General features: G+C 43.4%; 14 protein-coding genes. 6 read left to right on the plus strand and 8 right to left on the minus strand.

Going from position 1 to position 13,760, the window contains the following annotated elements:
• Nucleotides 1-117 precede the first annotated feature (117 nt).
• Nucleotides 118-510 (plus strand): hydroxyphenylacetyl-CoA thioesterase PaaI, encoded by a 393-nt coding sequence (gene paaI / locus ACNPNW_RS09390; protein WP_448766928.1) that lies wholly within the window; start codon nucleotides 118-120, stop codon nucleotides 508-510.
• A 77-nt stretch (nucleotides 511-587) separates the two neighbouring features.
• Here the strand turns inward: paaI and ACNPNW_RS09395 are convergent, their stop codons facing one another.
• Entirely contained in the window at nucleotides 588-2,291 is a 1,704-nt protein-coding gene (locus tag ACNPNW_RS09395) for a M61 family metallopeptidase (RefSeq protein ID WP_448766929.1), read from the minus strand.
• A 175-nt stretch (nucleotides 2,292-2,466) separates the two neighbouring features.
• Here ACNPNW_RS09395 and ACNPNW_RS09400 point away from each other — a divergent pair, with 175 nt between their 5' ends.
• From ACNPNW_RS09400 to slyD, 3 genes are all read left to right on the plus strand, one after another.
• Nucleotides 2,467-3,780: a D-alanyl-D-alanine carboxypeptidase family protein gene (locus ACNPNW_RS09400; protein WP_448766930.1), complete on the plus strand. Its 1,314-nt coding sequence runs from the start codon at nucleotides 2,467-2,469 to the stop codon at nucleotides 3,778-3,780.
• A 241-nt stretch (nucleotides 3,781-4,021) separates the two neighbouring features.
• Nucleotides 4,022-5,308 (plus strand): NAD(P)/FAD-dependent oxidoreductase, encoded by a 1,287-nt coding sequence (locus ACNPNW_RS09405; protein WP_004645547.1) that lies wholly within the window; start codon nucleotides 4,022-4,024, stop codon nucleotides 5,306-5,308.
• 136 nt (nucleotides 5,309-5,444) lie between these two features.
• A complete protein-coding gene (gene slyD, locus ACNPNW_RS09410) occupies nucleotides 5,445-5,927 on the plus strand; it encodes a peptidylprolyl isomerase (RefSeq protein ID WP_004278960.1) in 483 nt (160 codons plus the stop codon).
• Between the two features lie 166 nt (nucleotides 5,928-6,093).
• Here the strand turns inward: slyD and ACNPNW_RS09415 are convergent, their stop codons facing one another.
• From ACNPNW_RS09415 to ACNPNW_RS09435, 5 genes are all read right to left on the minus strand, one after another.
• Complete coding sequence (locus ACNPNW_RS09415) at nucleotides 6,094-6,867, minus strand: M48 family metallopeptidase (RefSeq protein ID WP_425879889.1); 774 nt, start codon at nucleotides 6,865-6,867, stop codon at nucleotides 6,094-6,096.
• A 112-nt stretch (nucleotides 6,868-6,979) separates the two neighbouring features.
• Nucleotides 6,980-7,288 carry a hypothetical protein gene (locus tag ACNPNW_RS09420; RefSeq protein ID WP_004731567.1) on the minus strand — a complete coding sequence of 103 codons (309 nt, stop codon included), beginning with the start codon at nucleotides 7,286-7,288 and terminating at the stop codon, nucleotides 6,980-6,982.
• A 160-nt stretch (nucleotides 7,289-7,448) separates the two neighbouring features.
• On the minus strand, nucleotides 7,449-8,768 hold the full coding sequence (locus ACNPNW_RS09425) for an adenylosuccinate synthase (RefSeq protein ID WP_004278963.1): 1,320 nt from the start codon (nucleotides 8,766-8,768) through the stop codon (nucleotides 7,449-7,451).
• A 70-nt stretch (nucleotides 8,769-8,838) separates the two neighbouring features.
• Nucleotides 8,839-10,005 (minus strand): ATP phosphoribosyltransferase regulatory subunit, encoded by a 1,167-nt coding sequence (locus ACNPNW_RS09430; protein WP_004278964.1) that lies wholly within the window; start codon nucleotides 10,003-10,005, stop codon nucleotides 8,839-8,841.
• 206 nt (nucleotides 10,006-10,211) lie between these two features.
• A complete protein-coding gene (locus ACNPNW_RS09435; RefSeq protein ID WP_114541872.1) occupies nucleotides 10,212-10,667 on the minus strand; it encodes an Lrp/AsnC family transcriptional regulator in 456 nt (151 codons plus the stop codon).
• Nucleotides 10,668-10,814: 147 nt separating this feature from the next.
• On the opposite strand from ACNPNW_RS09435, the gene ACNPNW_RS09440 reads away from it, so the two are divergent.
• Entirely contained in the window at nucleotides 10,815-11,564 is a 750-nt protein-coding gene (locus tag ACNPNW_RS09440; RefSeq protein WP_253111946.1) for an AzlC family ABC transporter permease, read from the plus strand.
• Complete coding sequence (locus ACNPNW_RS09445) at nucleotides 11,561-11,860, plus strand: branched-chain amino acid transport AzlD family protein (protein ID WP_114541870.1); 300 nt, start codon at nucleotides 11,561-11,563, stop codon at nucleotides 11,858-11,860. Before ACNPNW_RS09440 ends, ACNPNW_RS09445 begins: the two co-directional genes overlap by 4 nt.
• A 42-nt stretch (nucleotides 11,861-11,902) precedes the next feature.
• Here ACNPNW_RS09445 and ACNPNW_RS09450 read toward each other — a convergent pair whose 3' ends face one another.
• Both ACNPNW_RS09450 and ACNPNW_RS09455 read right to left on the minus strand, forming a co-directional pair.
• A complete protein-coding gene (locus tag ACNPNW_RS09450; protein WP_004645555.1) occupies nucleotides 11,903-12,199 on the minus strand; it encodes a hypothetical protein in 297 nt (98 codons plus the stop codon).
• A gap of 192 nt (nucleotides 12,200-12,391) precedes the next feature.
• The gene (locus tag ACNPNW_RS09455; RefSeq protein ID WP_448766931.1) at nucleotides 12,392-13,414 is read right to left on the minus strand and encodes a type I glyceraldehyde-3-phosphate dehydrogenase; all 1,023 of its coding nucleotides are present in this window, start codon (nucleotides 13,412-13,414) and stop codon (nucleotides 12,392-12,394) included.
• Between the last annotated feature and the right edge of the window lie 346 nt (nucleotides 13,415-13,760).

The following is a 13,760-nucleotide window of genomic DNA, read 5'->3' on the forward strand; positions in this document are numbered from 1 at the left end:
TATGTGTGCAAACAAGATTTCTAACCCCTCCCACTTGTCATTCTGATTCTGCAATGCTATTTATGATTCATATAATTTTTATTTTAAAATAAAAAGTATCTAAAAAGGAGTTGTGCAATGGATCAGCAAGTCAGCCAGATGTTTAATCAGGACCGGTTAATTCAACATCTTGGTGCTCATCTGGTTTCTTATAACCACAATTATGCAAAGATCGAATTAAAGGTGACTGAACAGCATTTACAGGGTCATCAGACCTGTAACGGTGCCGTGATTTTCGCACTGGCAGATGCAGCTTTTGCAATTGCCTGCAATACCAGTGAACATCCGGCAGTCGGTCAACATTGCGGTATTCATTATTTAAAACCGGGCTTGCTTGGCGACACACTGACTGCTGTAGCAGAACACAAAGCCAGCAGTGGCCGTAGTGGCATTTATGATATTCAGGTAATGAATCAACATAATCAAATCGTAGCGGAATTCCGTGGCACATCACGACTGATTATTAAATAATGTTTTCTCAAAGTTTAATACAATAAAAAACCGGTGACGAAGCACCGGTTTTTATTGAATGACAAACACTTGTAGATTTAAGCTTTAAGCCATTTCTCGGCTTTAGCCGGATCTTCCACTTTCAGTTCAACTTCAGTCAGCTCAGAACCCGCGGCTTGAACGTCGAAGGTCATCAACTCATCACGACGGAATGCATACACTGTAAAAGTACCTTGCTGTTTTGCATAGCTTTCAACAAGCTTAGTCGTTGCCTTTAAACCATCAATTGCAATAATGACATCATTGGCAGAAAGGCCAGCGAGCACAGCAGCACCCTCACGACGCGCAGATTGAACCAGCACACCTTCCGGCTTATCTGCCAGTTTTAAACCGAATGGCAAAGACTTGTCATTTTTCAGGCTATAAGCCATACCAAACTCAGGGAAAAGCTGATCCAATGGTAATTCGTCTGTGGTATTGATCAAGTGATTGATCTGTTCTGACCAATCATCTCCTGTCAGTTCTTTACACAATTCAAAGATTGTCCGCTCATGCACCTGAACACCCTTCTGGGCATTTTCATACAAACGGCGCATCACGGCATCCAGACTTGAACCGCGTAAACGCAAACCTAAGTCTAAGCACAAAGCAACTAAACAGCCTTTGTTGTAATAGCTGGTACCCGCATTATTCGAGTTTTCATCCTGACGATAGAATTTCACCCAGGCATCAAAACTGGATTCAGACACTGACTGAATCGCACGCCCCGGATTTTGCAAATAACGGTCAATCTGTGCTTTTAACAAAGCAATATACGATTCCTGATTAATCACGCCACTGCGCAGCAAAATCAAATCATCGTAATAAGAGGTAAAACCTTCAAAGATCCATAACAGAGAGGTATAGCCTTCTCTGTTTAAATCATAGTTAACAAAGTTTTCAGGGCGAATAAATTTCACCAACCAGGAATGGAAATATTCATGGCTACATAAGCCGAGGAAACGCTGATAATCTTTTGAAGGTTCTTCAGGTTCATTGGCCTTAGGCAAGTCATCACGTGGTGAAATCAGGCTAGTCGAGTTCGGATGCTCCAGACCACCATAGCTATTACCGGTTGCCATGGTCATAAAGGTATAGTCTGTAAACGGCGCCGAACCAAACATTGAAATTTCTGTGGCACAGATTTTTTCAATGTCCTGCTGCATACGCGCGGCATTCATGGCATGTTTACCTGAGACCACAAATTCATGTGGAATGCCATTTGCTTCAAAACTGAAACGGGTTTGTTCTGCTAGCTCAAATGGCGCATCAATCAATTCGGCATAGTTTTTGGCTTTCAGGGTGAAACGGCCTTTGACCAGACTTTTGGCTTGCAGGCCGGTTGCCAGCTGAAAATGCTTTAATTCATCTGGCAGGAAGATTTCCAGTTCAATTTCTTTATTTTCCTGACCTTCTAGCCCTAAACATGCACAAGCGGGATTCACATAGAGACGATTTTGATCCACATATGCACCACGAACGGACAGATCATAGGCATACACATCATATTCCACCGTAATCAGCTCATGATCGGTATTGAATAAACGCCATTTGTTCTTTTCAAATTTCTGGATCTGTAACTGGCGCCCATCTTCATCATAGGCTTTGACCGCTTCAATGTGCTTGGAAAACTCTCGAATCAGATAGCTTCCCGGAATCCAGGTCGGTAATGACAAGACTTGAGTCGGGTCCGCAAGAAAACGAACAGTCACGTGAATAAGATGCTGACGATAATCGTCAAATTCAATTTGATAATGCAACATAATGAACGATATAAAATTAAAATAAATGAGATATAGCTTAGCTTAGCATTTTTTAAGCCAGTATGGTTTAGCTGTCTTATTTGTCTACATTTACGACTAGCTATCTGTATAAAAAAGGCATAGCATGCGTGAAAATTAAATCGTTCAACACCCGCCGGGTTATCAAGGAACACCATTGAAATACATCATCTCACTGATTGCGGTTTTCAGTTTATTTATTTCTGCATTTTCACATGCTGCCCTACTCAATATTGTGCCTGAAAGCGTTGAAGCTGAAGCCTGGAGCATTCTGGATTCACAGTCTGGTCAAGTCATTGCAGAGCACAATGCCGACGTTCAGCGTGCTCCGGCTTCGCTGACCAAAATGATGGTGGCTTATATTGCCTTAAAGGAAATTGAGGCCGGAAAATTAAATAAAAATGAAGTTTTAACCGCGACCTCTGTGGTGAAAACCGTGATGTGGGATGAGTCACAGATGTACCTGAAAGAAGGTGATCTAATTTCAGTCGATCAGCTTCTGGCGGGCTTAATTATCATGTCTGCTAATGATGCCGCAGTCACGCTGGCTGAGAAAATTTCGGGTGGTATTCCGCAGTTTGTTGAACGTATGAATCAGGAAGCCAAAGCGCTGGGCATGCAGCATACCAATTTCCAGAATCCGGCCGGTATTACCATGCCTGAGCATTATTCGACTGCCGCCGATTTGGCCAGACTGTCTATGGCGGTGGTGAATGAAACCCCGGATTATCTGTATTATTCCAAACAGCCAAGCTTTACCTACAATCAGCATTTTCATCGTGCGACCAACCGTGTGCTTCAGGTCGATCCTACAGTAGATGGTTTAAAAACCGGTTTTACCCGTGCAGCGGGCTATAATCTGGCACTAACCGCCAATCGCGTCACCGCAGATTTTGAAATGCCAAATCGCCGTCTGATTGTGGTGGTGCTGGGTACTAAAAGTGCCGCAAAACGCGCTGATGTATCACATAAGCTGATGAATCTCGCTTATACCTATACCCGCAATGAAGTAGCGATCAAAGATCAACAGCTACTGGCTGAATTGCCTGTGATCAAATCCACCTTAAAAATGTTTAAGGTGCAAACCAAGCAACCGCAGATCATTACCACTTCTTTATATGATCAGGGCTACAGTATTGACCTGAACCAGTTTGATCAAACCCAACAGCGTGTCATGCTGAATACAGGTGATGGCGTTTTAAAAAGTATCGAGCCTTTACAGGAAACGCAAACTCATATCAATGTTGAAGTGAAAGCATCTGAACTCATTGCACCTTTGGCGACCATGATGCCTTTGGCGACTATTCAGGTTTATCAGAATAATCAGTTGATTCGCACCATTCAAATTGAAGATCATGTCGAAATTGAAGAAGCCAACCTGTTTCAGAAATTCTTTACTTGGCTACAAGGCTTATTCGGTTTGTTTTCAGACAATACGCCAAGCGTAAAGCTTTATCCTTTAGATAGATAATAGCCCTACATCTCAAGTTACTTTTCTTTAAGCTAGAAGATCTACTCGCTGATCTTCTGGCAGATTTTCTTTTCTCCCTGCATCACTCCCCAAGACAGGGAAACTTACCTGCCCTCACAGAATTGCTACGTTTTGTAATGTGTATAACAATTTTAACCAAGACGCGATCTGGCCCATGCCATAGTATATTTTCTCTCTATTTCTCTTATTTTTATTAAAAAAATAAACAGGTTAATCATATATGACAGCACATAAAATCGTGATTGTGGGTGGCGGTGCCGGTGGTCTGGAACTGGCAACTCAGCTGGGTGAGAGCTTGGGTAAAAGCGGCAAAGCGCAGATTGTTTTAGTCGATCAAAAACTGACGCATATCTGGAAACCGCTGCTGCATGAAGTTGCCGCAGGCACCTTAAATCCACATGAAGAAGAAACTAATTATTTTGCCCATTCAGCCGCACATCATTATGAATTTGTCTTGGGGACATTTACCGGTCTGGATCGTGAAGCGAAACAGATTGTGGTAGAAACAGAATATTTCTCCAAAAAAGCCCAAGCCAAGAAGAACCAGCGCATCGACTATGACACCCTGGTACTGGCCTTGGGTTCTACCTCGAATGACTTTAATACCGAAGGCGTCAAACAGTTCTGTCATTTTCTCGACAGCCGTCCACAAGCTGATATCTTTCAGCAGGATCTGTTGCATCTCTACTTGAATGCTCAACATGAAGCTTCGAGCCGTGAACTGAATATCGCGATTATTGGCGCCGGTGCGACTGGAGTAGAATTGGCTGCCGAGTTGGTGGAGGCCAAACACAATTTCTTTAAATATGGCTTAAACAAGGTCGATCCAAATAAAGTCAAAATTACCTTAATTGAAGCGGCGGATCGTATTTTGACTGCGCTCTCGCCGAAAGTTGCTGAACATACCATGCAACAGCTGGAAAAATTCGGTATTGAAGTCCTTACCAGTCATCGTGTGGCCAAGGTAGATGAAGACAAAATTTATTTTGCAGATGGCTCAAGTCTGGATGCCGAGATTAAAGTCTGGGCCGCAGGTATCAAAGCACCTGAAGTCTTGGCACAACTGCAAGATATGGAAAAGGACAATATTCACCGCTTGAAAGTCTTCTCCACCCTGCAAACCAAATCTGATCCAGACATTTTTGCTTTTGGTGATTGTGCTCACTGCCAGCCTGCTGCAGATGAACCGGTCTTGGGTCCACGCGCACAAGTGGCTAGCCAACAGGCCAATTTCCTGGCCAATGCCTTGAAAGCACGTGTCAATGAAGAAAGTTATTTACCGATGTTTAAATTTTCCGACAAAGGCTCACTGATTTCCTTAAGCCAGAATAAAGCTGTCGGTGAATTACTCGGTCAGGTCAATGTGCAAGGCTTTGTTGCCAAATCGATGTATGTTTCTTTATATCGAATTCATCAGGCGACCATTCATGGTTATGCGCATGCTGGCATTCTCACCGCAAAAGATTTTGTTACACGAAAAATTTCTCCAAAGCTGAAATTGCATTGAAATTCCAGAATTTGGCCCAATCAATGAAAAAATCGTCAACAAAATTGTCAAATTGCGTTTTTTTGCTAATTTTAGTCTACAAAAATGCAATTTCACTTTATGATGTACCCTTAAAAAATTGAATGGATCAATTAACATGACTGCTATTGCAAATAACCTCGTGGTTTCTTTCCACTACACATTGACTAACGCAGAGGGTGAAACTCTCGACCAATCTCAAGGTGAACCACTTGCCTATTTGCACGGTGCAGGTAACATCATCCCAGGTTTAGAAAATGCGTTAGAAGGCAAAACTGTAGGTGAAAAATTCACTGTAAACGTTCCTGCTGCTGAAGGTTATGGCGAATACAACCCTGACCTAGTTCAAGAAGTTCCTGCGCAAATGTTCCAAGGCGTAGACAACATTCAGGCAGGTATGCAGTTCCAAGCTCAAACTGATGACGGCGTGCAAATCGTAACTGTTAAAGCAGTTGAAGGCGACAATGTTGTTGTTGATGCTAACTTCCCACTTGCTGGTCAAGACCTGACTTTCGAAGTTGAAATCGTATCTGTTCGTGAAGCTTCTCAAGAAGAATTAGATCACGGCCACGTACACGGTGTAGGCGGTCACCAGCACTAAGATCTTCTGATCTTGAGTGAAAAAAGGCAAAGTCAGACTTTGCCTTTTTTATTGCCTGAAAATAGCCCGCAGAATATTAACCACCCAATTAGCCATAAAAAAAGCAGAACCATTGCCCTGCCTTTTCAATCCGATCAAGATCTCCTTTCAGAGGATGATCACTGGATTATTTGTTTTGGTTATAAATCTGCATCGCTGCTGGCAATTGTTGACGCATTTGCCCAATACGCTGGCTATTCGATGGATGCGTAGACAGGAAGGTTGCACCACTGCCGCCACCGAGTTTGTTCATTTTTTCCCACAAGGTAATGGCTGCATTTGGGTTATAACCTGCGCGCGCCATCAGCATTAAACCGCCTTGGTCAGCACGGCTTTCCAGATTACGCGAGTATGGCAAGCCAATCCCGATTTGACTACCCAATTGTGCGGCTGCAGCACCACCTTGACCCACACCTGCTGCATTTAAGCCAATACCCAAGGCCAGATCAGTCAGGGCCTGAGCACCGATTTTCTGCTTAGAATGCTCTTCTAAAGCATGCACCATTTCATGACCCATAATCGCTGCAATTTCAGCATCGGTCAGATTCAGTTTATTCACGATACCCGTATAGAATACAACCTTACCACCTGGCGCAACAAAGGCGTTAACCTGGTCAGATTTGAGCACAGCCAATTGCCACTGGAATGCCGTACCGGTTTGATTCATCTGATTGGCAACCGGCTTCAAACGGTTAAATACATTATTAATCCGTTTATAGGTCGCTGAACTGGTATCCAGTTGGCCTTTATTGCGCGCATCATTGACCATGGCATTATAGCTTTGGCTCGCAGATGCATTTAAGGTCGCAGTATCTGCCCCTGCCATATCGGCAATGGTGGTACAACCTGATAATGTGACGACTGTAGCAGCCGCCATACTCAATAAAAGTTTATTCTTCATTATAATTTACTCCGCCTTGGCTCAAGGGCAATTTACATTGTAAAAATTATAAGTGAAAGCGCGCAGCAGCTAAACGCTTAATTCATTCATCTTCTTATAAATTATGTAATTTTTAAGCCAAATACTGTATCGCCAACCAATAAATCAGACAAATAATATTGAGACCCAAATAAATCTGACTCAGTGGTTTTATTTTCTGTTCAAGTATTTCATCTTTACGTTTGAAATATAAAAAAGCATTTTGCAATAAAATAATAGGCACTAAAACACAGGCAATAATGACACTCAGACCAATCAGTGCCGCATAAATCACCTCGGGATTTTGGGTTTGCGCACGAATAATCATCATGGCAATTGTTGGCGCCCCGCCCATCGCGAATAACAATGAATAAAACATGGTCGCCGATATATTTTTTTGCATCCTGCTGCTCATTTTTCTTTCTTTATATACCGCTATGTTAAAGCACATCACGTGGTATTACCGATGCAACTTTAGTCTTGAAATACCTGCATAAATTCAGCATATAAAAAAACCCATCCGGAGATGGGTTTTTATCATTTAAGCTTTAATCAAATCAAAATTAAGCATCAAACGGGTGGCGAAGAACAATCGTTTCTTCACGGTCTGGACCCGTTGAAATGATGTCGATTGGACATTCAATCAATTGCTCAAGACGTTTTACATAGTTCAATGCAGCTTCTGGCAATTGATCCAGTGATTTCGCACCGAAAGTTGACTCAGACCAGCCTGGCATAGTTTCGTAAATCGGTTTTAAAGTTTCGAATGCAAGCGCATCAGAAGAACCGACACAACCAGAATCTGCAGCTTCATAACCCACACAGATTTTCACTTCTTCTAAACCGTCAAGAACGTCAAGTTTAGTCAGGCAAATACCAGAAAGTGAGTTTACGTCAACTGAACGACGTAGAATTTCAGCATCGAACCAGCCACAACGACGTTGACGGCCAGTAGAGGCACCAAATTCATTACCAATCGTACCGAGGTGTTTACCAATCGCATCACCTGTGTCATTTGCAGCGTCATACACCAACTCAGTTGGGAATGGGCCAGCACCTACACGCGTTGTGTACGCTTTAGTAATACCCAGTACATAGTCAAGGTGCAAAGGACCCAGACCTGAACCAGAGCTTACGCCACCAGCAGTGGTATTTGAAGAAGTTACATATGGATATGTACCGTGGTCAACGTCAAGAAGTGAACCTTGCGCACCTTCGAACATGATATTGTCACCGTTTTTACGGTAGTTATGCAATTCAGTGGTCACGTCCACAACCAGTGGCGCAACAACTTTACGCCATTCGTCGCACAGTGCCAGCACGTCTTCCAGTTTAACTGCTTCAACACCGTAGTATTCAGTCAGCTGGAAGTTATGGTAGTCCAGAAGTTCAGTCAGCTGAGCAGTAAGATGTTCACCACCACGTACTAGGTCAGCAACACGTACTGCACGACGCGCTACTTTGTCTTCGTATGCAGGACCGATACCACGACCTGTCGTACCAATCTTCGCATTACCACGTTTTTTCTCACGCGCCTGATCAAGTGCGATGTGGTTCGGAAGAATCAATGGACAGTTAGGAGAAATGCGTAAACGTTCTTTAACAGGAACGCCTTCTTTTTCAAGAATGTCCATCTCTTTGATGAGCGCTTCAGGAGAAAGAACAACACCGTTACCAATTAAGCACAATACGTTTTCACGTAAAATACCTGATGGAATGAGGTGTAAGACAGTTTTCTTACCACCAACCACAAGAGTGTGACCTGCGTTATGTCCGCCTTGATAACGAACTACCGCTGCCGCTTGATCTGTGAGCAGGTCGACGATTTTACCTTTACCTTCGTCGCCCCATTGGGTACCAAGTACCACAACATTCTTGCCCATAATAGCCTCATTACATCATGCTGTTAAAGTTGAAAGCCCCGCTCAGCGACATGAACACTGAGCCAAGCAGTTAAATCGTTTTGACTGTCCACTCACCATTCGCATTCACCAGCTGGTGCGTTGCATATGGAATCGAGTTTAAATCATCATTACCCAGTAACTGAATTACACTTAAGCCTTGTGCGCGAATGTTCTGAATCGCATTCAGAAGTTCTGCATCAGTGCCTTTAGGTGCAACCACGACCTGTACCGCATCAAACTGACCTGCGCTTAAAGCATATAAGTCACAAGAGAAACCGGTTGCCGGACGCGCGCGGCCAAAATGCTCACCAATGCCATCATAACGGCCACCTTGTGCCAGTGCAGCTGCACGGTTCGGTGCATAGACTGCATACATCAGGCCAGTATGATAATGGTATGAACGTAATTCAACCACATCAATCCCAATACTCAAGTTTGGCCAACGGGTTTGAACTTCGTCTTTGGTCGTTTGCAAGACATTAAAAGCCTGAGTGAATGCTGGATTTGCCAACACTTCAGCACTTAAATGCGCTTGTAATGCATCCAGGTCGCTGGCATAGCGTCCAAGTGCATAGAAATCTTGACCAAATTTCAGGTCTGCCGTGAATTCTTCTAATTCTGGCAAAGCCTTGCGTTGGTATAAATCAGATAATTGCTGTTCAGCGACTTTGTTCAAGCCTGCTTGAGCCACCAGACTGCGGAATAAACCGACATGACCTAAGTCCAGATGGATACCATCTGCCAGACCTGTCTCCTGAATCAGACTGATCATCAAGTCGACCATTTCTACATCGGCATCGATGCTGTCTGAACCAAATAGCTCCGCACCTAACTGTAGTGGCGCGCGCGAGGTATTAAAACCGCGAGGCTTGGTATGCAGAACGGTTCCTGCATAGCAGTAACGTGCCACACCTTCCACTGGATGTACATGCGCATCAATACGAGCCACTTGTGGTGTCATATCGGCACGCACACCAAGCAAACGACCAGAAAGCTGATCAATCACTTTAAAAGTGGCTAAGTCTAAATCTTGATTCGATTCTGAGAGAGAAGATAGAGATTCGATGTATTCAATGAATGGCGTGTACACCAGCTGATAACCTCGAGATGCAAGGAAATCCAGTGATTTACGGCGCAGACTTTCAATAACTTGCGCTTGTTCTGGTAATACATCAGCTACACCATCAGGTAATAACCATGTCTCTGAAATGGGCATGTTGTAAACCTAAATTCTTGTCAGCGCGGAACGAATCCGCATAAAAAAATCGGGAGCACACCCGATTTCTCCTAGTCTAGCACGATAGTTTTGGCTGTGCATCGCAAATTTTATAATTTTCGCTACCTGATGAAATCAACAACAATTGTGTCAACTATCAGCGTTTTAATGCACATTTAAAACAAATAGCATGACAAAATCCGGCATTAAACCAAAGGCAATGCAGTCGTGCTTTTAACCGTTTGCAATGGAATTTCAGTTTTTACACTTTGAATGCAGGGAATTTGGGTTAAATGATGAATCTGAAATTTACGATAGGCATCCAGGTCAGCCACTACAATTCTTAAAAAGAAATCACAATCGCCCGCCATTAACTGGCACTCGACCACCTCTGGCATTTCCTTGATCGCTTCGACAAATTGGTCGACTACGGCAGCCTCTTGAGACTTGAGCCAGACACGTGCAAACACACTCATCGCCAAATTGACCTTTTGCGGATTCAGCAGCGCGACATATTGCTCAATCACACCATCATCTTCCAGCTGTTTCACCCGTCTTAAACAGGGTGATGGCGACAAGCCAATTAATTGAGCCAGTTCATTATTTTGCAGTTTTCCATTCATTTGCAGCTCATGCAAAATGCGTTTATCTATTTGATCCATATTTATACTTTGGCATTTAAAACCCTTTAAATTCAATTTAGCGCAATTTAATTTTAAATAAAACGTAAATCTCTTTCATTACAACAGCAAATAGCCAGAATATCGCCATAAAATATGGTCTAGTTTTGCAGTACCCAGGTCATTTCCATGCTTTTGTTTAGACAAAGCACCGCAGCGGTGGTTGTCCCTACCGATTTCAGCGAATTTCAACGTGGCATGAAAGATTCTATCCCCATGCTTTTGGGAATTATCCCCTTTGCGCTGGTGCTGGGTGCGACGGCGGTACAGAAGAATTTCAGCTTGCTCGAAGTGCCTTTACTGACAGGCCTGAACTTTGCCGGTGGTTCTGAATTTGCCATTCTGGAGGTCTGGAGCAGTCCACCAAATTTACTCATGCTGATGTTCATTACCTTTCTGGTGAATAGCCGGCATCTGTTGATGGGCGCCAGTTTGGTTCCGTATTTAAAGCATCTTCCGAATCGTAAAGTTTTTCCGGCGCTGTTTTTTATGGTCGATGAAAGCTGGGCACTCGGTCTGGCTGATGCACAAAGGAAACAGGCGCAACTGGGTTATCGTGCTGCGTTTAGCATGCCTTATTATGCCGGCCTGTGTTTTTGCCTGTACTTGATGTGGGTCGGATTTACCACACTCGGGGCCATGCTTGGACCTGTATTAGGCGACATCAACCGTTTTGGTTTTGATATGGCCTTTCCTGCTGTATTTCTGGTGTTACTAAGAAGTATGTGGAAAGGTTTTGAGGCTGCCCGGCCATGGCTGGTCAGTTTAGTCTGTGCGGCTTTGGCTTATTTATATTTACCTGCGGGCTGGTATGTGCCGATTGGCGCCTTGTCTGGAATCACTTCGGCATTTTTCCTGATTCAAGAGGATCAAGCATGATCCAGATAAATACCTTGGTGGCCATTATCCTGATTGCTGTGACCACCTATTTAACCCGGCTCTTGGGCTATGTCTTATTAAAAAATAAAACGCTGACACAGCGCCAGCGAAAAATTCTGGAAGTAGTTCCCGGCTGCGTGCTGATTTCAGTGATTGCGCCTTATTTTGTACGCGACCATCCGGCAGACCTGATTGCCTTGGCTTTAACGCTATTTGCCGCTACACGTTTTGGATTATTACCGACCGTCGCCATCAGTATGGTTTCTGCTGCAATTTTAAGAATTTTAATAATCTAACGCTAGAAAAACCCCTTTAAATGATCTCTAAAGGGGTTTTGTTTATTTCTGTGGATCAACCACTTTGGTCAGCAAACTGACCAGTTCGGCATTTTGCAATTCAACCTGCTGAAGTTTGGCTGTGGTCTGATCCAGCACTTCCTGCTGCACATGCATTTTTTTGGCTAGATCCTGCATGATTTCCAGGGTCTTTTTTAAATTTTCTTCCAGATGCACGATTTTTTCTTCGACTGGCACGCCTTCCACGCTACGTGGTTCATCATTCTGATTAAACTGCAGCCAGATCAGAAAAATCACCGCCAAAGTCAGCAATATAATAAATCCCCAAACCACCATCATGTGCTTGCTCTTATTTCATTTTATTGTCTTTATCTTAACGAAAAATGCTGCAGATAACGTAAATAATTCAGCCTCAATTCCTGATTTTCGATCAATTACCGGCAAATTCTCTTAAAACATGGCTTGCAGAATATTTACAGGCAAGAAAAAAGCACCGTATCTCGGTGCTTTTGAGGTTTAGATAACCCGAACTTAATGAAATGATTCACATAAATCCAGCAGACGGTTGGCATAGCCCCACTCGTTATCGTACCAGGCAAAAACCTTAGCTTGATGCCCAACGACTAGAGTCTGGGTCAAATCCACAATCAATGAATATGGGGAATGATTAAAATCACTCGATACCAATGGCTCATCTGTCACGGCCATAATTTCCGCAAAATCCCGCTGGGCAGCCTTGATCAGCACTTCATTCAGCTTGTGATCGGTAATCGGCGACTGGGAGACAAACGTTAAATCAATCGCGGCCACATTAATGGTCGGCACCCGAATTGAATAACCATCAATACGATCTTCCATTTTTGGCATGACACGCTTTAAGGCACCGAGTGCGCTCGAAGTCGTAGGAATGATGTTATGGCCTGAAGCACGTGCACGACGCAAATCACGATGCGCATGATCCAGTACCGACTGATCCGCCGTTACAGCATGGATTTCAGTCATCAGGGCGCTAGTGATGCCAAAAGCATCATCGACAATTTTGACCAGTGGCACCAAAGCCTGTGTAGTACAAGAAACACTGGAAATGATCTGGTCCGATGCTTTGACTTCATGATGATTGACACCATAGACAATCGCGGCATCGACCGTATCAAAAGGTGCTGCGCCGATAATCACACGTTTCGCCCCTGCTCCAATATGCTGGGTCGCGGCTTCACGAGAACGGAACAGTCCAGTACATTCAAGCACTACATCTACCGCCAAGTTTTGCCAAGGCAACTTAGCCGGCTGCGACTCACACAAAACCTGTACTTTTAATGCAGCATCTTGATAGCTGATATGCATATAGATATGTTCAGTATCATAGCTGAGATCCACCTGCCCCGGAAAACGGCCATGGGTCGAGTCATATTTAAACAGGTGAATCAGGGTTTCAACATCGGCAATATCGTTAATGGCAACGATTTCAAAATTAAAATCTTTCGGGTTTTCAAACCATGCACGCAGTACATTCCGTCCAATACGCCCAAATCCATTGATTGCCACTCGTTGCATGACTCGACCTTTTATATGCCTATTTTAAAACTCTTCTATGTTAAAGGATTTCTGGCGCCGTACATTAAAAAACTTCAGTGAAAATACTGATTTTCGATTATTTTATTTCTGATCCATCTGTCTGTATTTGGATCATTTAAAATTCCGTTTATTTTTTAAAGAGATGGATATAGACGAATTCTACTGTGGGAAAATTCAATTTAATTATTCAGCAAAAAACCTGAGTAAATAAATCCTTCGCAATTGGTTTTAAAATGATTGGTGCATACTGCTTTTTCCGTTATAATTTGGCGTTTTAAATTTTTAAGCCCCGCATTGCAGCAGAGCTCTTATATGCTTGTCAGAC

Source organism: Acinetobacter endophylla (assembly GCF_053543775.1).